19 protein-coding genes are annotated in these 22707 nt (G+C 67.1%); 6 read left to right on the forward strand and 13 right to left on the reverse strand.

Annotated features, from left to right (window positions below; genetic code table 11):
• The first annotated feature begins 53 nt into the window (after positions 1 to 53).
• Positions 54 to 971 (forward strand): LysR family transcriptional regulator, encoded by a 918-nt coding sequence (locus tag KGQ91_RS12010; RefSeq protein ID WP_163648745.1) that lies wholly within the window; start codon positions 54 to 56, stop codon positions 969 to 971.
• Positions 972 to 1086: 115 nt separating this feature from the next.
• On the opposite strand, the gene gcvP is transcribed toward KGQ91_RS12010, so the two are convergent.
• Together gcvP and gcvH are read right to left on the reverse strand one after the other, a co-directional pair.
• Positions 1087 to 3981 (reverse strand): aminomethyl-transferring glycine dehydrogenase, encoded by a 2895-nt coding sequence (gcvP, locus tag KGQ91_RS12015; protein ID WP_224421060.1) that lies wholly within the window; start codon positions 3979 to 3981, stop codon positions 1087 to 1089.
• Between the two features lie 90 nt (positions 3982 to 4071).
• On the reverse strand, positions 4072 to 4464 hold the full coding sequence (gene gcvH, locus KGQ91_RS12020; protein WP_163648742.1) for a glycine cleavage system protein GcvH: 393 nt from the start codon (positions 4462 to 4464) through the stop codon (positions 4072 to 4074).
• Between the two features lie 559 nt (positions 4465 to 5023).
• On the opposite strand from gcvH, the gene KGQ91_RS12025 reads away from it, so the two are divergent.
• Both KGQ91_RS12025 and gcvT read left to right on the forward strand, forming a co-directional pair.
• On the forward strand, positions 5024 to 6403 hold the full coding sequence (locus KGQ91_RS12025) for an alanine/glycine:cation symporter family protein (protein ID WP_163648740.1): 1380 nt from the start codon (positions 5024 to 5026) through the stop codon (positions 6401 to 6403).
• Between the two features lie 37 nt (positions 6404 to 6440).
• Positions 6441 to 7553 (forward strand): glycine cleavage system aminomethyltransferase GcvT, encoded by a 1113-nt coding sequence (gene gcvT / locus KGQ91_RS12030; RefSeq protein ID WP_224421061.1) that lies wholly within the window; start codon positions 6441 to 6443, stop codon positions 7551 to 7553.
• A 76-nt stretch (positions 7554 to 7629) separates the two neighbouring features.
• Here the strand turns inward: gcvT and KGQ91_RS12035 are convergent, their stop codons facing one another.
• The 4 genes from KGQ91_RS12035 to KGQ91_RS12050 all read right to left on the reverse strand — a co-directional run bounded on the left by KGQ91_RS12035 (position 7630) and on the right by KGQ91_RS12050 (position 12048).
• Positions 7630 to 8250: an alpha-ketoglutarate-dependent dioxygenase AlkB family protein gene (locus KGQ91_RS12035; RefSeq protein WP_224421062.1), complete on the reverse strand. Its 621-nt coding sequence runs from the start codon at positions 8248 to 8250 to the stop codon at positions 7630 to 7632.
• 4 nt (positions 8251 to 8254) lie between these two features.
• Positions 8255 to 9184 carry a murein hydrolase activator EnvC family protein gene (locus KGQ91_RS12040; RefSeq protein ID WP_163648735.1) on the reverse strand — a complete coding sequence of 310 codons (930 nt, stop codon included), beginning with the start codon at positions 9182 to 9184 and terminating at the stop codon, positions 8255 to 8257.
• The gene (locus KGQ91_RS12045; protein ID WP_163648733.1) at positions 9103 to 10002 is read right to left on the reverse strand and encodes an acyltransferase; all 900 of its coding nucleotides are present in this window, start codon (positions 10000 to 10002) and stop codon (positions 9103 to 9105) included. The genes KGQ91_RS12040 and KGQ91_RS12045 overlap by 82 nt, the downstream gene beginning before the upstream one ends.
• A 96-nt stretch (positions 10003 to 10098) precedes the next feature.
• Entirely contained in the window at positions 10099 to 12048 is a 1950-nt protein-coding gene (locus KGQ91_RS12050; RefSeq protein ID WP_224421063.1) for an acetoacetate--CoA ligase, read from the reverse strand.
• 504 nt (positions 12049 to 12552) lie between these two features.
• Here KGQ91_RS12050 and KGQ91_RS12055 point away from each other — a divergent pair.
• A complete protein-coding gene (locus tag KGQ91_RS12055) occupies positions 12553 to 14064 on the forward strand; it encodes an MFS transporter (protein WP_224421064.1) in 1512 nt (503 codons plus the stop codon).
• Between the two features lie 22 nt (positions 14065 to 14086).
• Here the strand turns inward: KGQ91_RS12055 and KGQ91_RS12060 are convergent, their stop codons facing one another.
• The 7 genes from KGQ91_RS12060 to KGQ91_RS12090 all read right to left on the reverse strand — a co-directional run bounded on the left by KGQ91_RS12060 (position 14087) and on the right by KGQ91_RS12090 (position 20339).
• Entirely contained in the window at positions 14087 to 14854 is a 768-nt protein-coding gene (locus KGQ91_RS12060; RefSeq protein WP_224421065.1) for a VOC family protein, read from the reverse strand.
• A 73-nt stretch (positions 14855 to 14927) separates the two neighbouring features.
• Positions 14928 to 16106, reverse strand: coding sequence for an acetate/propionate family kinase (locus KGQ91_RS12065; protein ID WP_224421066.1), 1179 nt, complete (start codon positions 16104 to 16106; stop codon positions 14928 to 14930).
• Positions 16103 to 17053 carry a bifunctional enoyl-CoA hydratase/phosphate acetyltransferase gene (locus KGQ91_RS12070; protein WP_163648728.1) on the reverse strand — a complete coding sequence of 317 codons (951 nt, stop codon included), beginning with the start codon at positions 17051 to 17053 and terminating at the stop codon, positions 16103 to 16105. Before KGQ91_RS12070 ends, KGQ91_RS12065 begins: the two co-directional genes overlap by 4 nt.
• A gap of 167 nt (positions 17054 to 17220) precedes the next feature.
• Entirely contained in the window at positions 17221 to 17496 is a 276-nt protein-coding gene (locus KGQ91_RS12075; protein WP_163648727.1) for a GrxA family glutaredoxin, read from the reverse strand.
• A gap of 132 nt (positions 17497 to 17628) precedes the next feature.
• Positions 17629 to 18456, reverse strand: a complete 828-nt coding sequence (locus tag KGQ91_RS12080; protein WP_224414978.1) for an inositol monophosphatase family protein — start codon at positions 18454 to 18456, stop codon at positions 17629 to 17631.
• 41 nt (positions 18457 to 18497) lie between these two features.
• The gene (locus KGQ91_RS12085) at positions 18498 to 19034 is read right to left on the reverse strand and encodes a response regulator transcription factor (protein WP_163648725.1); all 537 of its coding nucleotides are present in this window, start codon (positions 19032 to 19034) and stop codon (positions 18498 to 18500) included.
• Between the two features lie 33 nt (positions 19035 to 19067).
• On the reverse strand, positions 19068 to 20339 hold the full coding sequence (locus KGQ91_RS12090) for an ATP-binding protein (protein WP_163648724.1): 1272 nt from the start codon (positions 20337 to 20339) through the stop codon (positions 19068 to 19070).
• 193 nt (positions 20340 to 20532) lie between these two features.
• On the opposite strand from KGQ91_RS12090, the gene KGQ91_RS12095 reads away from it, so the two are divergent.
• Together KGQ91_RS12095 and mscL are read left to right on the forward strand one after the other, a co-directional pair.
• Positions 20533 to 22122, forward strand: a complete 1590-nt coding sequence (locus KGQ91_RS12095; protein WP_224421067.1) for a peptide chain release factor 3 — start codon at positions 20533 to 20535, stop codon at positions 22120 to 22122.
• An 85-nt stretch (positions 22123 to 22207) separates the two neighbouring features.
• Positions 22208 to 22684, forward strand: a complete 477-nt coding sequence (mscL, locus tag KGQ91_RS12100; RefSeq protein ID WP_224421068.1) for a large conductance mechanosensitive channel protein MscL — start codon at positions 22208 to 22210, stop codon at positions 22682 to 22684.
• Positions 22685 to 22707: the final 23 nt, after the last annotated feature.

Below are 22707 nucleotides of genomic sequence, written 5' to 3' on the forward strand. Positions count from 1 at the left end.
TCGTCGAGGCCGCGCCCCGGCCCCTGAATCCCCTCGGAGTGGACTGCCGTTCCATGTTCAATGCCCAGTACTTTCGCACGTTCATCACGCTGGTGGAGACCGGCAGTTTCACGCACACGGCGCGTCGACTCGACATGACCCAGCCGGGGGTCAGTCAGCACATTCGCAAGCTGGAGAAGTATCTCGGCAAGCCCCTGCTCAACCGTCACGGGCGGCGCTTCACGCTCACCGAAGCCGGTCGCCGGGCCTATGACTACGCGGTTCGGCTGTTCGCCGAGCACGAGCATTTCCGCCATTCGCTGGACAACGAGTCGCTGCATTCCGGCGAATGCCGGGTCGCCTCGCCCGGCAGTGTCGGGCTGATGTTCTACCCCTTTCTGCTGGGCTATCAACAGATGTATCCGGGGCTGACGATCAACTACAGCTTCGCCTTCAATCACGAAATCGTGCAGGACGTGCTGGCCGGACGCCACGACCTGGGGGTGGTCACCGAGGTGGTCAAGCACCCGGACCTGCACTACGAGCCCTGGCATCAGGAGCCGCTTTGCCTGGTGGTGCCGGCCGACTTTACCGGTACCACCCTGCAGGAATTGATGGCGCTGGGCTTCATGAACTACTCGGACGGCCTCAACAATGCGGGGCAGTTGCTGCGCGCCAACTTTGTCGGCGAGTTCCGTTCCATGAGCCATTTTCCACGCCAGGGATTCACCAACGAGGTGGCCATGGTGCTGGATGCCGTGGCGCGCGGCCTGGGCTTCACCGTGGTCTCGCGACTGGTGCTCGAGACCTCGCCCTGGCAGCGTCAGGTCAAGGCGCTGACCCTGCCCAATCAGGTCTACGAGTCGCTGTACATCGTCACCCAGGCGGGCAGCGAGCTGCCGCGTCGCTACCAGCAGCTGCTCGACGACTTCCGCGATGAGCGGCGCAATACGCTCTACGGGCTGGTCGAGGAGCCGGGCTTCGACACCTGAGTGACAAGCGGGTCGGGATAACGCGCCGGCCGCAGGGATCCCGGCAGGCGCCGGAACGAAACGGCCCCGCGGTGAGCGGGGCCGTTGTCGTTGGCGGGGTGAACCGCAACGCCGATCAGTCGCGGTAGGCGTCGATGCTCGGGCAGGAGCAGATCAGGTTGCGATCGCCGAAGACGTTGTCCACCCGGTTGACCGCCGGCCAGACCTTGGCGGCCTTGACCGCTTCCGACGGGAAGGCGCCCAGCTCCCGGTCGTAGGGGCGCTCCCAGGCCGCATCCATCAGATCCGCCATGGTGTGCGGCGCATTGACCAGCGGGTTGTTGTCCTGTGGCCACTCGCCGGCTTCCACGCGGCGGATTTCCTCGCGGATCGCGATCATGGCATCGCAGAAGCGATCGATCTCGAAGAGCGATTCCGACTCCGTGGGCTCGATCATCAGGGTGCCCGGCACCGGGAAGGACATGGTCGGCGCATGGAAGCCGTAGTCCATCAGGCGCTTGGCGATATCCTCCTCGCTGATGCCGGAGTCGGCCTTGAGCGGGCGGATGTCGATGATGCACTCGTGGGCCACGGTGCCGTTGACGCCGCGGTACAGCACAGGGTAGTGCGCCTCCAGGCGCCGGGCGATGTAGTTGGCGTTGAGAATCGCCAGCTCGGTCGCCTCGCGCAGGCCGCGCGCGCCCATCATCTTGATGTAGGCCCAGGAGATCGGCAGGATCGAGGCGCTGCCGAAGGCCGCCGCCGCGACCGCACCGCTGTCCTCGCGTACGCCGGCGATCGGCGTGACCACATGATTGGAGACGAAGGGCGCCAGGTGGGCCTTGACCCCGATCGGGCCCATGCCCGGACCGCCGCCGCCGTGCGGGATGCAGAAGGTCTTGTGCAGGTTGAGGTGCGAGACGTCGCCGCCGAAGTCGCCGGGGCGGGTGATGCCCACCTGGGCGTTCATGTTGGCGCCGTCGATGTAGACCTGGCCGCCGTGGTCGTGGACCAGCCGGCAGACCTCGCGCACCGTTTCCTCGAAGACCCCGTGGGTCGAGGGATAGGTGATCATGATCGCCGACAGCCGCTCGCTGTGCTGCTCGACCTTGGCGCGCAGGTCGTCGATGTCGATGTTGCCGCGCTCGTCGCACTCCACCACCACGACCTTCATGTGAGCCATGGCCGCCGAGGCGGGATTGGTGCCGTGGGCCGAGCTGGGGATCAGGCAGATGTCGCGGTGGCCCTGGCCCTGGGCGGCCTGATAGCGGCGGATGGCCACCAGGCCGGCATATTCGCCCTGGGCCCCGGAGTTGGGCTGCATCGAGATGTGATCATAGCCGGTGATCTCGACCAGGAAGGCGCTGAGCTCGTCGATCATCTGCTTGTAGCCCACGGCCTGATCGCGTGGCGCGAACGGGTGGATGTTCGCGAACTCCGGCCAGGTGATGGGAATCATCTCGCTGGTCGCGTTGAGCTTCATGGTGCACGAGCCCAGCGGGATCATCGCGTGGGTCAGCGACAGGTCGCGATTCTCCAGGCGCTTGAGGTAGCGAAGCATCTCGGTTTCGCTGCGATAGCGCGTGAAGTTGGGGTGCGTCAGGTAGGCCGACTCGCGGGTCTGGCCTTCGGGGATGCCGCCGAGGTTTTCGGCGATGACCGCATCATCCAGTGCACTGACCGACAGGTCGTGCTCTTCGCCCAGCAGGACATCGAACAGTACCGCCACGTCGGCCGGGGTGGTGGTCTCGTCGAGACTGACGCCCACGCGGCCGTCCGCATGGAAGCGCAGGTTGACCTCGTGGGTCAGGGCACGGCCGTGGATCTTGCCGGCATCGACGCCGGTCAGGGTCAGGGTGTCGAACCAGCTGGTGTTCTCCAGGGCGACGCCCTTGCGACGCAGTCCCTCGGCCAGAATGGAGGTCAGGCGGTGAATCCGCGTGGCGATGGTGCGGATGCCCTCAGCGCCGTGATAGACCGCATAGAAGCCGGCGATGTTGGCCAGCAGGGCCTGGGCGGTACAGATGTTGGAAGTCGCCTTCTCGCGGCGGATGTGCTGCTCGCGAGTCTGCATCGCCATGCGCAGCGCCGTGTTGCCGCGGCTGTCCTTGGAGACGCCGATGATGCGTCCAGGGATCGAGCGCTTGAGCTTGTCGGTGGCGGCGAAGAAGGCGGCGTGCGGTCCGCCGAAGCCCATCGGCACCCCGAAGCGCTGGGAGTTGCCGAGCACGATGTCGGCGCCCAGGGCGCCCGGCTCCTTGAGCAGGGCCAGGCTCATCAGGTCCGCCGCCACGCAGGTCATGGCGCGCCGCTCGCTGGCCTGGGCGATCAGGGCGCCGAGATCGTGGATGCGACCGGTGTCGCCCGGGTACTGGAACAGGGCGCCGAAGACCTCGTGCTCGGCGACCCGCTCGGCGGCGTCGACCACCAGCTCGATGTCCAGGTAGGCGGCGCGGGTACGCAGCACGTCGAGCGTCTGCGGGAAGACGTCATCGGCGACGAAGAAGCGGTCGCTCTTGACCTTCTTGTTGGCCCGGTGGCACAGCGCCATGGCTTCCGCGGCGGCGGTGGCCTCGTCGAGCAGGGAGGCGTTGGCCAGGTCCATGCCGGTGAGGTCCATGACCATCTGCTGGAAGTTCAGCAGCCCCTCCAGGCGTCCCTGGGCGATCTCGGGCTGGTAGGGCGTGTAGGCGGTGTACCAGCCCGGGTTCTCGAGCACGTTGCGCAGGATGACCGCCGGCGTGTGCGTGTTGTAGTAGCCCTGGCCGATGTAGGTCTTGAAGACCTTGTTCTGGCGCGCCAGGCGCTTCAGGTAGGTGAGTGACTCGGCCTCGCCGCGCGGCGGGTCCAGGTCGAGTTCCCGCCCCAGGCGGATGCCGGCCGGAATGGTCTTGTCGATCAGCGCCGGCATGCTCTCGACGCCGAGGGTTGCCAGCATGGCCTCGACGTCGGCGGTGCCGGGGCCGTTGTGACGATGGACGAACGCATCATGGCCGGCCAGTTCGGCCAGGCGACGATTGTCTGTAGACATGGAACACCCTAGAAGTGACGGGGCGGTCAGGCCCGCGTGAAATCGATCGATGGCGCCGGCGGCCGCGGGCCGCCGGCAGGCCGGTTCGGCTCAGTCCTCGGCGTCGGCGATCGCCGCGTAGGCGTCGGCATCCAGCAGCGAGTCGAGGACCGTGGCGTCGCTGGGCTTGATCCTGGCGATCCAGCCGTCCTCGTAGGGGGACTCGTTGACGGTTTCCGGCGCGTCCTCGAGGGTCTCGTTGACGGCCAGGACTTCACCGGCGAGCGGGGCATACAGGTCCGAGGCGGCCTTGACCGACTCGATCACGCCGAACTCCTCGTCAGTTTCCAGCTCGCGGCCGACTTCCGGCAGTTCCACGAAGACCACGTCACCCAGCGCTTCCTGGGCGTGGTCGGTGATGCCGATGGTGACGGTGCCGTCGCCATTGTCGAGGATCCATTCGTGGCTCTTGGTATAGCGCAGGTTGGCGGGAACGTTGCTCATGATTTTTCCTATACGAAAAAGGTTTTCTCTCGGGGGAAATCGTAGCGCGATTCTGCCTCAATGACGATCATCTTGTCATCCCGGTGGATCGACGGACCGAGGCAGGGGCGCGCGGCAGCCTGACCGTGCCACTAGGGTGGCCAGAAACGGCGGCGCCGTCCAGTTCCCGGAGCGCGGAATGCGATCCCGCCGCACTGGGCTCCGGGACGGGCGCGGGCCCTTGGGCATTTTCCGGGCTATCCTGCTTCTGGGAGGCCAGAAGGGCCTTTGCGCTTGAGTTGAGCCGCCTGGCTGGGTATTGTGACGCGAGTTTCCTAAAGGAAACAAGTTTTCCGGGGCTGGAGGCAGGCCCTGCTGAACCGAGGGCGTCGCCTCATGGGCTTTCTTCGGTCAAGTCGCTTCGGGGGCAGTTTTTCCTAAGGTCTACTGGAGCGCGCATGGTGGGTTCCGCTATGGTACGCGGTTCAACGCCATCCGACGCTGAGCCGGTTCGGGCGTCGGGTGGCGCGACTCCATGCACCTGGGTGCATAACAACAATCCGCAAGTGGGAGACAAGACGTGGAAACGTTGACCAATCTATTGAGCGCGATCGAGGGGGTCGTCTGGGGCCCCCTGATGCTGGTGCTGTTGCTTGGCGTGGGGCTCTATCTCCAGGCCGGCCTCAAGGTGATGCCGATTCGCAAGCTGGGAACCGGTTTCAAGCTGCTCTGGCAGGGGCGCAGCACGGCGAAGGGCGAAGAGAGCGAAGGCGAGGTCTCGCCGTTCAACGCCCTGATGACCTCGCTGTCGGCGACCATCGGCACGGGCAACATCGCCGGTGTGGCCACGGCGATCTTCCTGGGCGGCCCCGGTGCGGTCTTCTGGATGTGGATCACCGCCCTGGTCGGGATGGCGACCAAGTTTTCCGAGGCCGTGCTGGCGGTGCGCTACCGGGAAGTCGACGAGGCCGGTGACCACGTCGGCGGGCCGATGTACTACATCCGCAACGGCCTGGGCAAGAAGTGGGCCTGGCTGGGCGGCCTGTTCGCCTTCTTCGGTGCCGTGGCCGCCTTCGGCATCGGCAACACCGTGCAATCCAATTCGGTGGCCGACGGTCTGGGCGAATCGATCAACATGCCGCACTGGCTGACCGGCATCGTGATCATGGTGCTGGCCGGCGCGGTGATTCTCGGCGGCATCAAGCGTATCGCCAAGGTGGCGGGCAAGCTGGTGCCGATCATGGCGATCGCCTACTTCGCCTGCGGCGTGCTGGTGCTGATCATCAATGCCGACCAGATCGGCTCGGCGCTCGGCCTGATCTTCGGCCATGCCTTCTCGCCGGCATCCGCGGCGGGCGGCTTCGCCGGTGCGGCCGTGGCCAAGGCCATCCAGTTCGGTGTCGCGCGCGGGGTCTTCTCCAACGAGGCCGGCCTGGGCAGCGCGCCGATCGCGCATGCCGCCGCGCAGACCAAGAACCCGGTGCGTCAGGGCCTGGTGGCGATGCTCGGTACCTTCCTGGATACCATCGTGGTGTGCTCGATCACCGCGCTGGCGATTCTCACCACCAACGACTGGACTTCCGGTGAGACCGGGGCGGCGCTGACCTCCATGGCCTTCGACAGCACGCTGCCCGGCGTGGGCCAGTACGTGGTCTCGTTCGCCCTGGCGGTGTTCGCCTTCACCACCATCCTTGGCTGGGCGTTCTACGGCGAGAAGTGCTTCGAGTACCTCTTCGGCGTGCGCTCGATCAAGGTGTATCGCGTCGTCTACATCCTCGCCATCCTGGCGGGTGCCGTGGCGCCGCTCAACTTCGTCTGGCTGATGGCCAGTGTCTTCAATGCCATGATGGCGATTCCCAACCTGATCGCGCTGGCCTTGCTGTCCCCGGTGGTCTTCAAGCTCACCAAGGACTACTTCGATGGCAAGACGGTGCTGCCGGGTGAGGATCTGAATCGCTGATTCCGTTCATTCCGATGACTCAGGGTGGAGCAACCCCATGACCGAACTCAACCGTACCCCCTTGCACGATCTGCACCTCGAACTGGGTGGCAAGATGGTCGAATTTGCCGGCTATCACATGCCTGTCCAGTTCCCGCTCGGGGTGAAGAAGGAGCATGAACATACCCGCGCCGAGTGCGGCTTGTTCGATGTCTCGCACATGGGGCAGGTCGTGGTGCGCGGGCCGGAGCCGGCCCGCGCTCTGGAAAGCCTGGTCTGTGCCGACATCGTCGGCCTCGAGACTGGGCAGCAGCGCTACGCCCTGTTCACCGGAACCGAAGGCGGCATTCTCGACGACCTGATGGTGGTCAACGCCGGCGATCACCTCTACCTGGTGGTCAACGCGGCCTGCAAGGCGCAGGACATCGCCCATCTGCGTACCGGGCTGGGTGGCGAGTACAGTGTCGAGGAGCTCGATCGCGGCCTGCTGGCCCTGCAGGGGCCGAAGGCCGCCTCGGTGATGGAGCGATTGTGCCCGGCAGCTTGCGAACTGGTCTTCATGCAGCATGCTCGCTTCGAGATCGATGGCATGGCGGTATGGATCAGCCGCAGCGGCTACACCGGCGAGGACGGGTTCGAGATCTCGGTGGCCGCCGAGGACGCCGAACGCCTGGCGCGCCGGCTGCTGGCGGAAGCCGAGGTCGAGTCCATCGGTCTCGGCGCCCGGGACTCGCTGCGTCTCGAGGCGGGGCTGTGTCTCTACGGTCACGACATCGACCAGACCACGACCCCCATCGAGGCCGGGCTGATCTGGGCGATCGGCAAGGCGCGCCGCGCCGGCGGGGAGCGCGAAGCCGGCTTCATCGGCGCCGACATCATCCTGCATCAGCTGCAGGCGCGCGACCATCGTCGCAAGCGGGTCGGCCTGCTGGGCGAGGGGCGTGCACCGGTGCGTGAGGGTGCCGAGCTGTTCGACGAGGCCGGTCACTCGCTTGGCCACGTCACCTCGGGGGGCTTCGGGCCTACCGTGGGCAAGCCGGTGGCCATGGGCTATGTCACCATCGATGCGGCGGAGATTGGCAACGTGGTCTATGCCGAGGTGCGCGGCAAGCGCCTGCCGATGACCGTCAGCAAGATGCCTTTCGTGACGCCCGGTTACCATCGCGGATAACGTATTATACCGTTATCTACAATAGTTGACCTCAGCGGAGGCCGCTTCAGACGAAGCGGCCTCTTTTCGTTGGAAGTCATGCCGGGGACGGCAGGACGTGACGAAAGGTCAGGCTGATGCGCAATCCGGGAATGGCGCGTGGCAACAGGGCATGCTGAAGCCGGGCCTGGACGCCGGGACCCATCAGCAGCAGGCTGCCGTGGGGCTGGGCCACATTGAAGGGGCCGTGCAAACGGCTGCGCCAGCGAAACCGCAGTGGGCGTTCGGCACCCAGGCTGACGGCGGCGATCACCGGCTCCGGGCCCAGTTCCGGCTCGTCGTCGGCGTGCCAGCCCATGCGCTGTCGGCCATCCTGATAGCGGTTGAGCAGCACGCTGTTGAAGGTGGCGCCGGGCAGCTGTCGGGCAACCAGAGACGTCACCTGGTCGCACAGGGCCAGCACGGCCGGATGCCAGGGGGTCGGGGAGAAGCTCGTCCCGGAATAGCGGTACCGGGCCTCGGCGTCGCCCATCCAGCACTGGGCCCGGGGAATCGGGTGACGGCGTCCGTACAGAGTCAGCGTGGGCGTCTCCCACGGGATCTCGCGGTCGAGCCGGTCGAGCAGGGCGTCCCGCCGGCCCGTCTCCAGGGCGTCATCGAGTCGCCAGAGCGGTGGCGAGGCGAGCAGGCGCTGCCAGGTACGGGGTGCATGGGACATGAGGTCAGCGCAGCACCTTGTCGGGATCGATGGGCTTGCCGCCGTGGCGCACGTCGAAGAGCAGGTCGTAGCGGCCGGTGACCGCGCTGTGGCTGACGGTGCAGATGGGGGCGCCCTGCTTGACCGACTGCCCCTTGCTGACGCGCAGCTCGCCGCACAGGGCATAGACGCTCTGCAGGTTGCCGGCATGGTGGACGATCACGACCTTGCCCAGCTGGCGCATGCTGTTGGCGAAGCGCACGTCACCGTCGGCGACCGCATGCGCGACCTCGCCCCGGCGTCCGGTCAGCAGCATGGGCTGCAGGGTGCCGCGCTTGTCCCGGCCGAAATGGCGAACGATGCGGTAGTCGTCCAGCGGCCAGGGCCAGGCCTTCTGCTGCTTGACCGGGCCCGGATCGGGCAGCGGCCGCGCGGGCGGGGCCTTGCGGTGGGCCACCCGGGGGGCTCGCCGTGGCGCCTCTCCTTTCAGGGGGACCTGGATGAGCCGGCCGATGCGCAGGTCGCTGGCCTGCAGGCTGCGGTTGGCGGCGTCGATGCGCCCGGCCGTGGTGCCGAAATAGCGGGCGATACCGGCATAGGTATCGCCCGGGCGGATCTGGTAGCGGTAGGGACCGCCGCGGGGGGCGCGTTCGCGATGGCTGGGGACCAGGACGCGCTGGCCGATGCGCAGATGACGCGCCTGAACCCCCGGGTTGAAGCGCTCGAGTCGCACCAGGGGGACGCCGGCCTGGCGGGCGATGGCCCCCAGCGTGTCGCCGGGACGGATGGTGACCCAGTTGCCGGCCTGTATCCTGGTGTTGCCGCCGCTCACATAGGGCGATCCGGCGCAGCCGGCGAGCAGCAGGAGCAGTATCAGGAGGCCGAGGTGACGCAGGCCGGCCGCGCCAGCTGCTCCAGCCGGCGATCCTTTTCCTGCCACAGTGCATTGAGCCATCGTTGGAAGCGTTCCTTGTACTCCGGGTCCTGATGGTAATCTCCCTGGCGCATCCAGTCGGGCAGGGAGTGGCGGCGGACATCCACGCTGACCGGCCCCTCGCGGCCGCACAGGAAGTCCCAGAAGGTCGGGCGCTCGCGAGCGTAGGCGAGGGTCACGTCGAGAATGCCGCTGAGCCGGTTGCCCAGCAGGTTGACCACCTGGGCGCAGCCACCGGCCCTGGGGCGCAGCAGGTGGTCGTAGGGGCTCTGCTGGGCGCGCTGCTTGTGAGGCGTGAAACGGGTGCCCTCGACGAAGTTGTAGATCGCCATGGGCATCTGCCTGGCCTGCGCGCACAGCCGTTGTGTCGCCTCGCGATCGCGGCGGGCCAGCGCCGGGTTGCGGGCGATGGCATCACGGGAATAGCGGCGCATGAAGGGAAACTCGAGCGCCCACCAGGCCAGACCGATCACCGGCACCCAGATCAGTTCGCGCTTGAGGAAGAAACGCGGCATGGGGATGCGCCGGTGCAGCGCCATCTGCAGCAGGAAGATATCCGTCCAGCTGCGGTGGTTGGCGATGACCAGCCACCATTGGTCGGGCGACAGGCCCTCGGGCAGGTGGATCTCCAGGGTCGGGCGCAGCCAGCGGCGCATCCACCAGAGGTTGGTGCCGATCCAGGCCAGGGCGATGCGGTTCAATCCCGCCAGCACGCGCCGCCGAAGGCGCCGCGAGGGGGTGACGAGCTTGACCAGCGCCAAGGCATAGAGCGGCGCCGACCAGAAGACCGTGCCGGTGATGAGCAGCAGGAGGCTGACGAGTCCCTTGAGGGTCGACATGCCATTCTCCGTCAATGACTTGCCGACCATGCTACTGGAACCGGGAAAGTCTGCCCAGCGCCGGTGACTCACGCAGCGACACCGGGCGGGCGAGCATCAGTGCTGCAGTTCGGGCAGGTTCTCGTAGAGTTCGAGAGCCTCGGGGTTGGCCAGGGCGTCCTGATTCTTGACCGGCCGGCCGTGGACCACGTTGCGCACCGCCAGCTCGACGATCTTGCCGGACAGGGTCCGTGGAATGTCGCTGACCTGGATGATTCGCGCGGGCACGTGGCGTGGTGTGGTGTTGGCGCGAATCGTGCGCTTGATGGTCTCGCGCAGGGCATCGTCGAGCGTCAGCCCCTCGCGCAGGCGCACGAACAGCACCACGCGGATGTCGTCCTGCCATTCCTGGCCGATGCACAGCGACTCCAGCACGCCGTCGACCTTTTCCACCTGGCGGTAGATCTCCGCCGTGCCGATGCGCACGCCGCCCGGGTTGAGCACCGCATCCGAGCGACCGTGGATGATCAGGCCGTCTTCCGGGGTGATCTCGGCATAGTCGCCGTGGGCCCAGATACCCGGGAAGGTCGCGAAGTAGGCGTCGTGATAGCGCTTGCCGTCGGGGTCGTTCCAGAAGCCGATGGGCATCGAGGGGAACGGCCGGGTGCAGACCAGCTCGCCCTTCTCGCCGCGCACGGGGCGGCCGTCGTCATCGAATACGTCGACCGCCATGCCCAGGCCGCGGCACTGCAGCTGGCCGCGATAGACCGGGCGGATCGGGCAGCCCAGGGCGAAGCAGGAGACGATATCGGTGCCGCCCGAGATCGAGGCCAGCAGCAGATCGTCCTTGATATCACGGTAGACGTAGTCGAACGACTCATGTGCCAGGGCCGAGCCCGTGGAGAGAATCGCGCGCAGGGCGCCGAGGTCGTGCTCCCGGCCGGGAACGAGATCGTGCTTCTCGCAGGTGGCGATGTACTTGGCGCTGGTGCCGAACACGCTGACCCGTTCCTCGGCGGCCATGCGCCACAGCGAGCGCGAGTCCGGGGCGAAGGGGGAGCCGTCGTAGAGCACCAGGGTGGCCTCGCAGGCCAGTCCCGACACCAGCCAGTTCCACATCATCCAGCCGCAGGTCGTGTAGTAGAAGAGCACGTCGTCGCTTGCCAGGTCGGTATGCAGCCGGTGCTCCTTGATGTGCTGGAGCAGGGTGCCGCCGGCCGAGTGGACGATGCACTTCGGCGCCCCGGTGGTGCCCGAGGAGAACAATATGTAGAGCGGGTGATCGAAGGGCAGCGCCTCGAACTCGAGGCGGCGGGCGTCGTTGTCGAGATAGTCCGCCCAGGTCACGGCCTTGTCGATGCCGCGGGTATCCGGCGTGTCGTTCAGAAACGGGAAGACGACGACTTGGTTGAGGGAGTCGATCGCTCGGCTGATCTCGCCGACCCGTTCGCGGGTGTCGATGCGCTTGCCGTTCCAGGTGTAGCCGTCGGTGGCGATCAGCACCTTGGGCTGGATCTGCCCGAAGCGATCGAGCACGCCGTTGAAGCCGAAGTCGGGGGAGCAGGAGGACCACACGGCCCCCAGGCTGGCCGCGGCGAGCATGCCGATGATCGCGTGTTCACTGTTGGGCACGAAGCCGGCAACCCGGTCGCCGGGGGTGACGCCGCTGCCGCGCAGGGCATGGGCCAGTCGTGCCACCTGCTCATGCAGCTCGGCATAGCTCAATTCACGACGGCGTTCGCGCTCGTCGCGCATGATCAGGGCCGGCTTGTCGTCGCGGCGGCGCAGCAGGTTCTCGGCGAAGTTGAGCCGGGCCTCGGGAAACCAGCGTGCGCCGGGCATGGCATCCGGGCGCGACAGGACGGTGTCGCCGCGCGTCTCGGCGATGACCTCGCCGAGCTCCCAGACCATCGGCCAGAAGGCCTCGATGTGGTCGACGCTCCAGGCGTGCAGGTCGGCATAGTCGGCCAGCGCCTGGTCGTGTTCGTGGTTGATGCGCTGCATCAGGGCATGCATCTGGGTCGCTTCGATGGCCGCCCGAGAAGGCTGCCAGAGTGGCGTGGACATGCTCCCCTCCTTTTTCTTGTCCGGGATGATGACGGTGACGCGCCTCGCCGGGGCGCGGGCCCGGCGCGTTCGGCTGTTCTTGTGCAGCGCAGAACAATAGCATTCAAAACCGATACCGGGAATTGTCATGCCGGCTCGGGGCGGCAACAAGGCGCCTTTGGGATGACGTGGCGTTGCTGCTCGCCAGGGCGGCAGCCGAGGGGGCTGAACACGGGCGCCGAAAGTTTCATGACCGGAATTTGAACAACGCGTGACCAGGCGCGACGAGTGCCGCAACGTCGGCCCTGGCGGGGTCTTTCCCGGTGTCGCGCACAGGTTTATTCACAGTTTCTGTGAATAACTCCGCGCGGCCCGGGAGCGGGTGGCCCCGGGTAGCCGTCGGGCCGTCCAGCGACTAGAATCTAGCCACACCTGAGAACGATGAGCTACCGCCTGGCCGAATTCCGCGATTCGGCCCGGCGGTTTTCCTGTTTGTTCTGCCGATGATTCATGGAGGTGACGGCGTTGCGCAGTCTGCCGGCGACCCTGCCGATACTTTTCGTGTGCGAGATCAGCTTCCTGCTGGGCCATGGCCTGATCATGACCCTGCTCGGGGTGCGCATGTCGCTGGAAGGCTTTCCGTCGCAGATGGCCGGCCTGCTGATGTCGAGCTTCTCGCTGGGCTTCGTGCTGGGCAGCTACTTCCTGGAAAAGCGCATCCGCTCGGTGGGGCATATCCGGGTCTTCGCCGCCTGTGCCGCCATGCTGGCGGTCACCGCCATGCTGCATGGCCTGTGGGTCAACCCCTGGGCGTGGCTGGTCTGGCGCGTGGCGGGGGGCGCCTCCACGGCGGGGCTGCTGATGGTCATGGAGTCCTGGGTCTCGGGGGAGTCGACCAACGACAATCGCGGCAAGGTGCTGGGCTGGTATCTGGTCATCTCCACGCTGTCGCTGGCCGGGGGGCAGTGGATGCTCAACCTGGCCGACCCGGCGACGATGGTGCTCTTCTCGGTCTCGGGGATGCTGTTCGCGCTGTCGCTGGTGCCGCTGTCGATCCATCGCATCCACGGGCCGTCGCACTCGAGCCACGACACCGCGCACAAGATTCGCTTCAAGGAGCTCTACAAGCGCGCGCCGGTGGGGCTGGTGGGGGCCTTCACCGCGGGGCTGATGGTCCAGGCCTTCTTCGCCATGACGCCCTATTTCGGCCAGGAGATCGGCCTGTCCACGGCGCAGACGGCCCAGTTCATGGCCACCACCACGCTGGTGGCGCTGTTCGCCCAGTGGTTCCTGGGGCGTGTCTCCGACCGGCTCGACCGGCGCAAGGTGATTCTCTGCATGGCCGGGGTGATGGCCATCACCGGGGCCTTCATCTCGGCGGCGGCAGGACACAGCTATCTCGTCCTGCTGGTGGTGGCCTGCTTCCACACTGCCATGCTGCATACGCTCTATTCGCTGAGTCTGGCGCATACCAACGACTGGCTGGAGCCGTCCGAGATCATCGCCGCGAACTCCAAGCTGATGATCTGGTACGGGGTCGGGTCGATCGTCGGGCCGTTCAGCGCGTCGCTGGTGATGCAGGTCGTGGGGCCCGAGGGGCTGTGGCTCTTCCTCGGCTCGGCCGCGCTGGCGCTGGCGATGTTCGTCATGGTGCGCCTGCACGGCACGCAGACCGACAAGGCGCCCGAGGTCGAGCAGGAGCCCTACGCGCCCATGCCGATGATGGAAACGCCGCACTATCACAGCGAACTCGACACCCGCTATGACCCCCAGCAGCTCGAGTTCGACTTCGAGTTCTACGAGTATGAGCTGGAGGATGTGCCTGACGTCGAGGTGGAGACCACGGCGTCAGCCGACGAGGCCGAGTCGGCTGACGCGGCGGACGAGACCGGCACGTCGGAGGACGAGTCGATGGGCGAGGAGCCGGCCCACGAGGACGAGGAAGGCGACGAGGCGATTCAGCAGCGCGGCGAGTCGTGGCACGAGAACGAACACGAGCCGGCCTCGGCGGCGCCTTCGGCACCCCGGGCGGGGTGACCGGGGACGCGTCGAGCGTGGCTCAGGCGATCTCGCAGCGGGTATGCTCGGGCAGCAGCAGTTCGGCGGCCCTTTCCTGGTGTCCCGGCAGGCTGCGCTGGACCAGTGCCAGGCCGCCAGGCACGATGCGATGCTCGTCACCCTCGGCGAAGGCCAGGCGTCGCGAGGCGGCGGTATAGTAGCGGTAGTCCAGCAGCGGCGAGACCGGAAAGAGCCCGTGGCGCCGGTCGTCGCTGCCCGGCAGGCCGGCCTGCCGCAGCTGCCGGTCGAGTCCCGCCAGCGGCTGGCCGAGCCGTTCGCAGTCGAGCCCGGCGTGATGCAGGCGTGGGCCGAGCGCCGCGATCCAGGCGGCCAGCGGATGGGCTCGGAGCAGTTGCTGGTAGGTGGCCCAGTCGGGCATCGGCCAGGGGCGGCCGCGGCACAGCAGGTTCTGGCCTCGGCAGTCGGCGGGGTGGGCGGCACCGATCAGGGCTTCCAGCTGGCGGCGCGGCTCCCGGGTCAGGGCGCCGGGCTGCAGCTCCACCAGCAGCAGCCAGGCGCCGTCGTCGTCCGGCGTCAGGCAGGAGACCAGCACGCCGCGATCGGCCATGGCGTACTGGCCGGCCCGCCGGTAGCCGAAATGCGCGAGCGTGGGCAGCAATGCCTCGGAACTGAAGGGGCCGTGGTTGAGTGTCACGATCGCCAGGTATTCGGCGCTCGGTACCCGTGACCAGAGGTCCAGGGCGGCCAGGTCCGGGTTCAGGTGAACGTAGTCCAGCCACAGCTGCTGCAGAAACTCTTCGCGTTGCATGATCGGAGGTCTCCCTGTGATGCCTCCGAAGTATAGGCAGTGCCGCCCGGGGGCCATTCAACGCCCCGCCTCGTCAGGCGGGGGCGGCGGGAGAGGCCGGCAGGCAGGCCAGCGTTGAACGTCGAATTTCCGCTTCCTCGTCGGCCGCGACGATGCCGATGGCCGGCCCGTCGCCGCGGTCCAGCCGCGGCGCATGACGCGCATTGGCCGCGTCGTCGAGCTTGATGCCCAGCCAGGCGAGGTCGTGGCACACGGCCTGGCGGATCGGCGCGGCATGCTCGCCGATGCCGGCGGTGAAGATCAGGGCGTCCAGGCCGCCGAGCAGGGCGACCAGCCCGCCGATTTCCCGGACCACCCGACGCACGAAGAGCGCGACCGCCTCCGCGGCGGCCGGGGCGTCACTGGCCAGCAGATCACGCATGTCATCGGACAGTCCCGAAACCCCGTAGAGCCCGCTGTCATGGTAGAGCAGGTGCTCGATCTCGTCGGCGCGCCAGCCCTTCTGCTGCAGCAGGTAGAGAATCACGCCGGGGTCGAGGTTGCCCGCCCGGCGCCCCATCATCAGCCCGTCGAGCGCGGTGAAGCCCATGGTGGTGGCCTGGCTTTGCCCATCCTCGAGGGCGCACAGGCTGCAGCCGTGACCCAGGTGGGCGATGATCACGCGGCCCCGATGGCGCTCGCCGATCAGCTCGGGCAGCTGGCGCACGGCGTGGGCGTAGGACAGTCCGTGAAAACCGTAGCGCAGAATGCCCTCCTCGGTCAGCCGGCGCGGCAGCGCGAAGCACTGGTTCAGCCAGGGCTGGCTGCGATGGAAGGCGGTGTCGAAGCAGGCCACCTGCGGCAGGGTGGGCCAGTGAGCGTGCAGGGCGTCGATCAGCGCCAGCGCCGGTGGCTGATGCAGGGGCGCCAGTGGGATCAGTTCGCGCAGCTCGTCGACCACGGCCGGTTCCAGCAGGCAGGGCGCGGCGTGGTGGCGACCGCCGTGCACGACGCGATGTCCCACGGCGCTCAGCGGCACGTCGCCGAACTGCGCCTCGAGCCAGTCAAGCAGCGGCGCAATCACGGCGGTGTGCCCGGTTCCCGTCAGGCGGGGCAAGGCATCACTGGGCGTCGTGGCGCCGTCGAGCACCAGATGCGGCGCTTCGTTGATGCGCTCGATGGTACCGCGGACCCGGCAGCGCTCGTCATGGAAGAGCGCGACCTTCAGCGACGACGAGCCGGCGTTGAGGGCGAGAACGGCGCGCGAGGTCATGGTGTGCGCCCCCGATGCACCACCAGGCAGGCCAGCGCGGCGGAGGCCAGCCGGCTGGCAGTGGTGTCGCTGCGGCTGGTCAGCATGATCGGTACCCGCGCACCCATGACCAGCCCCGCTGCCTGGGCACCGGCCAGGTGGATGAGCAGCTTGGCGATCATGTTGGCGGATTCGAGGTCGGGGCACATCAGGATGTCGGCATGGCCGGCGACCGCCGAGGTCAGGCCCTTGGTGCGGGCGGCCTGCTCGGAGACCGCATTGTCGATGGCCAGCGGGCCGTCGAGATCGCCGCCGGTGATCTGGCCGCGCTGGCTCATCTTGCACAGGGCGGCGGCGTCGAGGGTCGAGGGAATCCGCGGATTGACGGTTTCCACGGCCGAGAGAATCGCCACCCGCGGGCAGTCGAGCGCCAGGGCATGGGCCAGATCGATGGCGTTCTGGATGATGTCCCGCTTGGCGGTCAGGTCGGGCTGGATATGCAGGGCGCCGTCGGTGATCAGCAGCGGCCGTGGATAGCTGGCGACGTCGAGGGCGTAGATGTGGCTCATCTGGCGCTCGGTGCGCAGGCCGGCCTCGTCGACGAGGACGGCGCTCATCAGCTCGTCGGTGTGCAGCGCCCCCTTCATCAGGGCGTTCACCTCATTGCGGGCGGCCAGCGACACGGCGGTCTCGGCGGCGGCGTGGCTGTGCGGGGTGTCGATGATCGTCAGGTCCGACAGCGATTCGCCGAGGGCGTGCGCGGTATCGAGAATACGCGCCTTCGGGCCGACCAGCAGCGGCTCGATCAACCCCTGGCGCCAGGCGGCCAGCGCCCCGCCCAGGGACAGCTCGTCACACGGGTGGACCACGGCGGTGCGGATGGGCGGGTAGCCGCGGGTCGCGTCGATCAGTTGCCGGTGGCGATCGCCGACCGGGGGATCGTGGGGCAGGGTGTCTTGAGCCGCCATGCTGAAGTCTCCGTCATGCCGGGCATCGCCCGGGAATGCCACGACTCTAGGCGGGAATCGTCAGGCTGGCCAGCGAGGGTGTCGCCGGGTTGATCTGCGTCACGTCCGTCGGCGCCCCGGAATGAAAACGCCGGCCCGGGGCCGGCGCGGGGAGAGGGCGCGGCTGTTCAGTTGACCGGGGTTTCCGGCATCAGCTGATTGTCGCGCACGTACTGGTCGAATTCGGTGAAGCCGCCGATATGGGTCTGGTCGACGAAGATCTGCGGCACGGTCTCGACCGGCTTGCCGATGGTCTTCTCCATGTCGGCCTTGGTGATGCCTTCTTCATGGATGTCGATGTAGCGATAGCTGAAATCGTCGCGGGCATTGCTCAGCGCCTCGGCCAGGTCCTTGGCGCGTACGCAGAAGGGGCAGCCGGCGCGTCCGAAGATGACTGTCAGCATGGGGTCTCCTTTCGTGATGACGAGAATCGTGGGGGATGGAACGTTGAACTGGGAGCATTGTTTCGCATTCGGCGCGCGAGGACCAATAGAGTCTCGCTACGCCGACTATTGCATGCCTTTATGGTGCCGGGCTCATGCCTCGCCGGACGCCGAGCGGCCTTCGTCGGTGCGCTGCAGCAGATCACGCAGCGCGACGTAGATGTCCGGCGCCGCGGCGACGATATGCTCGCCGTAGAGCTCCTCGGGGATACTCTCGGGCGCCGGATAGACGTGGCCGGTGCGGGCGCCGGCTTCCCGGGCGATCAGCAGCCCGGCGGCGAAATCCCAGGGCGAGACGCTCTCGTAGTAGGCATCGAGCCGCCCGCAGGCCACGTTGCACAGGTCCAGCGCAGCGGAACCGCAGCGCCGCACGTCCTGACAGTGCTGCATGACCGCCGAGAAACGGCGCAGCAGTGGCTGCCGGCCGTCGCGGCGGTAGGGGAAGCCGGTGGCGATCAGGCTGCTGTCGAGCCGGTTGGCCAGGCTGGCGCGGATGCGTGCCTGATTGCGCCAGGCTCCTTCGCCGCGGATGGCCACGAAGGTCTCGTCCAGGAAGGGGGCGTGCACCACGCCGATCTGCACGCGACCGTCCACCGCCCAGGCGATCGACACCGCGACGTGGGGAAAGCCCCGGGCGAAGTTCACCGTGCCGTCGATCGGGTCGACGACCCACAGTGGCCCCTTGCGCCCCAGCGCCTGGCGGTCGGGGGCGATCTCCTCGCTGAGTCGGGCGTCGTCGGGAAAGTGCTGCTGCAGGCGGTCGCTGATCCACTCGTCGACCGCCACGTCGGTGTCGGTGACCAGTTCCGTGCCGTGCTTGTAGCGCTGCGAGAAGCGCTGGTCGTTTCGCGCGGCCAGGATCTTCCGGCCGGCGCCCTCGGCGATGTCGGTGGCGATGGCGAGTCGCTCGGCGAGCTGCATGTAACCTCCTGGGTCGGGTCGGAATGGCGAAGGCGGGGCGGTCAGCGTCGCACCGGACGCTTCTGGAGCTTGCGCTGCAGGGTGCGGCGATGCATGCCCAGCGCCCGCGCCGTGGCGGAGATGTTGCCGTCGTGCTCCTGCAGCACCTTCTGGATGTGCTCCCAGGTGACACGGTTGATCGACGGCGGGTTGTCGGCGATGTCGATGTCGGGGTCGCCGGTCTCGCGGTTGAAGGCACCCAGCACCTCGTCGGCGTCGACGGGCTTGCACAGGTAGTTCACCGCGCCGAGCTTGATGGCTTCCACGGCGGTGGCGATGCTCGAGTAGCCGGTCAGCACCACCACGCGGCACTCGGGGGCCACGGCCAGCAGCTCCGGCAGCAGCTTGAGCCCCGAGCCGTGCTCGAGCTTGAGATCCAGGGTGGCGAGCTGCGGCGGCGAGCGCCGGGCCAGCTCCAGCGCCTGCTCCTCATCCGTGGCCACCAGCACCTCGAAGCCACGCCGGCTGAAGGCACGTTCCATGACATGGCAGAACATCTCGTCGTCGTCGACGATCATCAGGCGTTCGGCAGTTTGCATAGCAGCGTTCCGTGTCGTAGGGCAATGCCGACGTCATTCGCCGGCAATCAGGCGGGGCAGCTTGACCTCGGTCAGGGTGCCGCCCTCTTCGTGATTGTAAAGACTCACGCCGCCGCCGAAGCGGTTGATGGTGGCGTGGGTCAGGAACAGGCCGATCCCCATCCCCTTGCTCTTGGTGGAGACGAAGGTATCGCCGAGCTGGTCGGCGATCGACATCGCCACGCCCGGGCCGTGATCGCGAATGTCGATGATCACTTCCTCCTTGGTCCAGTCGAGGCTGATGACGATGTCCTCGGGATTGGCGTCGGCGGCGTTGTTGAGCAGGTTCATCAGCGCCTGCTCCAGGGTGGTGTCGACCGCCAGCACGGGGGTGCCGCGCTTGCCGAGGATCTCGATATGATGGGTGACGTCCGGACGCAGTACCAGCCAGCGCTGCACGACATCCTCCAGCCAGGCCTGGGCCGGCTGCGAGGCGGGCTGGGCCAGGCGGCGGCGGTCGGCATTGGCGACCAGGTTCTGCAGCCGCGACTTGCAGGTATCGACCTGGCGGCGCAGCAGGTCGATGTCGGCCTCGAGAGTCGGCTGTCCGGCGGCGTCCTCGCGCATTTCCTTGAGCAGCACCGCCATGGTGGACAGTGGCGTGCCCAGTTCATGGGCGGTGCCGGCCGCCTGGGTGGCCACCGCCAGCACCTGCTCGTTGCGCAGGGCCGCCTCGCGGGTCCGCGACAGGGCCAGGTCGCGACGGCGCAGGGCATGGGCCATCTTGAAGATGAAGTAGGTGACCAGGCCCGCCGAGAGGCCGAAGTTCAGCCACATGCCCAGCACGTGCAGGCTGATGCCGGGGCCGATCATGCCATGGCTGAGCTGCGGCACCGGGTCGTAGAACAGCATCAGGAAGGTGTAGGCGGCCATCGCCGAGCTGGCGACGAGCCAGGCGTAGCGCCAGGGCAGGGTGGCGGCGGCAATGGTCACCGGCACCAGATAATAGGTGATGAAGGGGTTGGTGGACCCGCCGGTGTAGAAGAACAGCAGGCTCAGCCCGGCGATGTCCGCCATCAGGTGCAGCAGGTATTCGAGGTCGGTGACCGCACGGGGGCGCCCCAGCCGCCACCAGCTGGCGATGTTGATGAAGCCCATGGCGATGATCACGCTGATGACCGGCACCACGCGCAGCTGGAAGCCGAGCACCTCGATGCCGAAGATGATCGCCGCCAGAAAGCCGGTCCAGGTGATGCCGCGCACGAAGGTCAGCCGCACCAGATTGCGGTTGGGGGTCGACAAGGGCAGAGGGGTGGGCTGTTGCATGGTGACTCCGGCTGTCTGGCTATGCGCATGATAACCGATGACGGCATCGGGCTCAGTCCCCGAGCACGAGGCTGTGCGTGCTGACGACATTCCGCGCCTGTCGCGCTACAATCGCGGCCATTCTGCAAGCCATGCCGTGCGGGTGTGCCATCGAGGCGTCCCCGACCGAGCACCAATCAGCGATACCTCATTCATGACAGATACCCAGATAGCGCGTGAAGCCGAGCTCAGAAGGACTTTCGCGATCATCTCGCACCCCGACGCGGGGAAGACCACCATCACCGAGAAGCTGCTGCTGTTCGGCAATGCCATCCAGCTCGCGGGCTCGGTGAAGAGCAAGCGCAACGACCGCCATGCCACTTCCGACTGGATGAAGATGGAGCAGGAGCGCGGCATCTCGGTAACCACCTCGGTGATGCAGTTTCCCTACAAGGGGCGCATCGTCAACCTGCTCGACACCCCCGGGCACGAGGACTTCTCCGAGGACACCTACCGCACGCTGACCGCGGTGGACTCGGCGCTGATGGTGATCGACGGCGCCAAGGGTGTCGAGGACCGCACCATCAAGCTGATGGAGGTGTGTCGGCTGCGCACCACGCCGATCCTCACCTTCATCAACAAGATGGACCGCGACATCCGCGATCCCGTCGAGGTGATGGACGAGGTCGAGACGGTGCTCAACATCCAGTGCGCGCCGATGACCTGGCCGATCGGCATGGGGCGGCACTTCAAGGGCGTCTATCACCTCTACGATGACGTCATCCATCTCTACAAGCAGGGCCAGGGCAATCGCATTCCCGACGACGTGCGCATCGAGGGGCTCGACAATCCCGAGGTCGACGAGGTGCTGGGCGCCGACCAGGCCGAGGAGCTGCGCATGGAGGTCGAGCTGGTGCGCGGCGCCTCCCACACCTTCGACCTCGAGGCCTACCGGCGCGGCGAGCTGACCCCGGTCTACTTCGGCACTGCCATGGGCAACTTCGGGGTGCGCGAGATGCTCGACGGCTTCGTCGAGTACGCACCGATGCCGCAGCCCCGCGAGACCGACACCCGCGAGGTGGCGGCGGGCGACGAGCGTTTCACCGGGTTCGTCTTCAAGATCCAGGCCAACATGGACCCCAAGCATCGCGACCGGGTGGCCTTCCTGCGCGTCTGTTCGGGCAAGTACGAGAAGAACATGAAGATGCGCCATGTGCGCATCGGCAAGGACGTCAAGATCGCCGATGCCCTGACCTTCATGGCCTCGGACCGCGAGCATGTCGAGCAGGCGTGGCCGGGCGACATCATCGGTTTGCACAACCACGGCACCATCCAGATCGGCGACACCTTCACGCTCGGCGAGGACATGCGCTTCACCGGCATTCCGCACTTCGCGCCGGAGTTGTTCAAGCGTGTCCGGCTCAGGGACCCGCTGAAGATGAAGGCGCTGCAGAAGGGCCTCCAGCAGCTCTCCGAGGAGGGCGCGACCCAGGTCTTCATGCCGCTGGACAACAACGACCTGATCGTCGGCGCGGTCGGAGCACTGCAGTTCGATGTGGTCGCCCACCGCCTCAAGGAGGAGTACAAGGTCGACTGTATCTACGAGGGCGTGAACGTCCAGACCGCGCGCTGGGTGTATTGCGACGATGCCAAGCGCCTCGACGAATTCCGGCGCAAGGCCAGCAACAACCTGGCTCTCGATGGCGGTGGCTACCTCACCTATCTGGCGCCGACCCGGGTCAACCTGCAGATGGCCCAGGAGCGCTGGCCGGAGGTGCGCTTCAACGCCACCCGCGAGCACTGACACGATCCTTGCCCAAAGCCGTGCGATGTCACATCTTGCACTCGAGGGGCGACACCCGTCGCTCCCCCGGTCGAGGAAAGCGGACATGGCATCCCGGTTTCTCAAGGAGTTCCGCGAGTTCGCGGTCAAGGGCAACGTGGTCGACATGGCGGTGGGCATCATCATCGGTGCGGCCTTCACCGCCATCGTCAACAGCCTGGTCAAGGACATCTTCACGCCGCTGATCGGTCTGGTCACCGGCGGCGTGAACTTCACCAACCAGTTCTGGGTATTGCGTGCGGGCAGCGGGGAAGGCCCCTACCATACCCTCGAGCAGGCCCAGGCCGCCGGTGCGGTGACGCTCAACTACGGCCTGTTCATCAATGCCACGCTGTCGTTTCTGATCGTGGCCTTCGCCACCTTCGTGCTGATCCGCAACATCAACCGGCTCAAGAACCTGCATCGCGAACCGGAGCCGGCCGCGCCCACCGTCAAGAGCTGTCCCTACTGCATCTCCAAGATCCCGCTCGAGGCGACGCGCTGTCCGGCCTGTACCTCGCACCTGAAGGACGCCGCCCCATAGGCTGTGCGGCACGGGAGCCCGAC

This window comes from Modicisalibacter tunisiensis (assembly GCF_020148005.1).
Classification (GTDB): domain Bacteria; phylum Pseudomonadota; class Gammaproteobacteria; order Pseudomonadales; family Halomonadaceae; genus Modicisalibacter; species Modicisalibacter tunisiensis.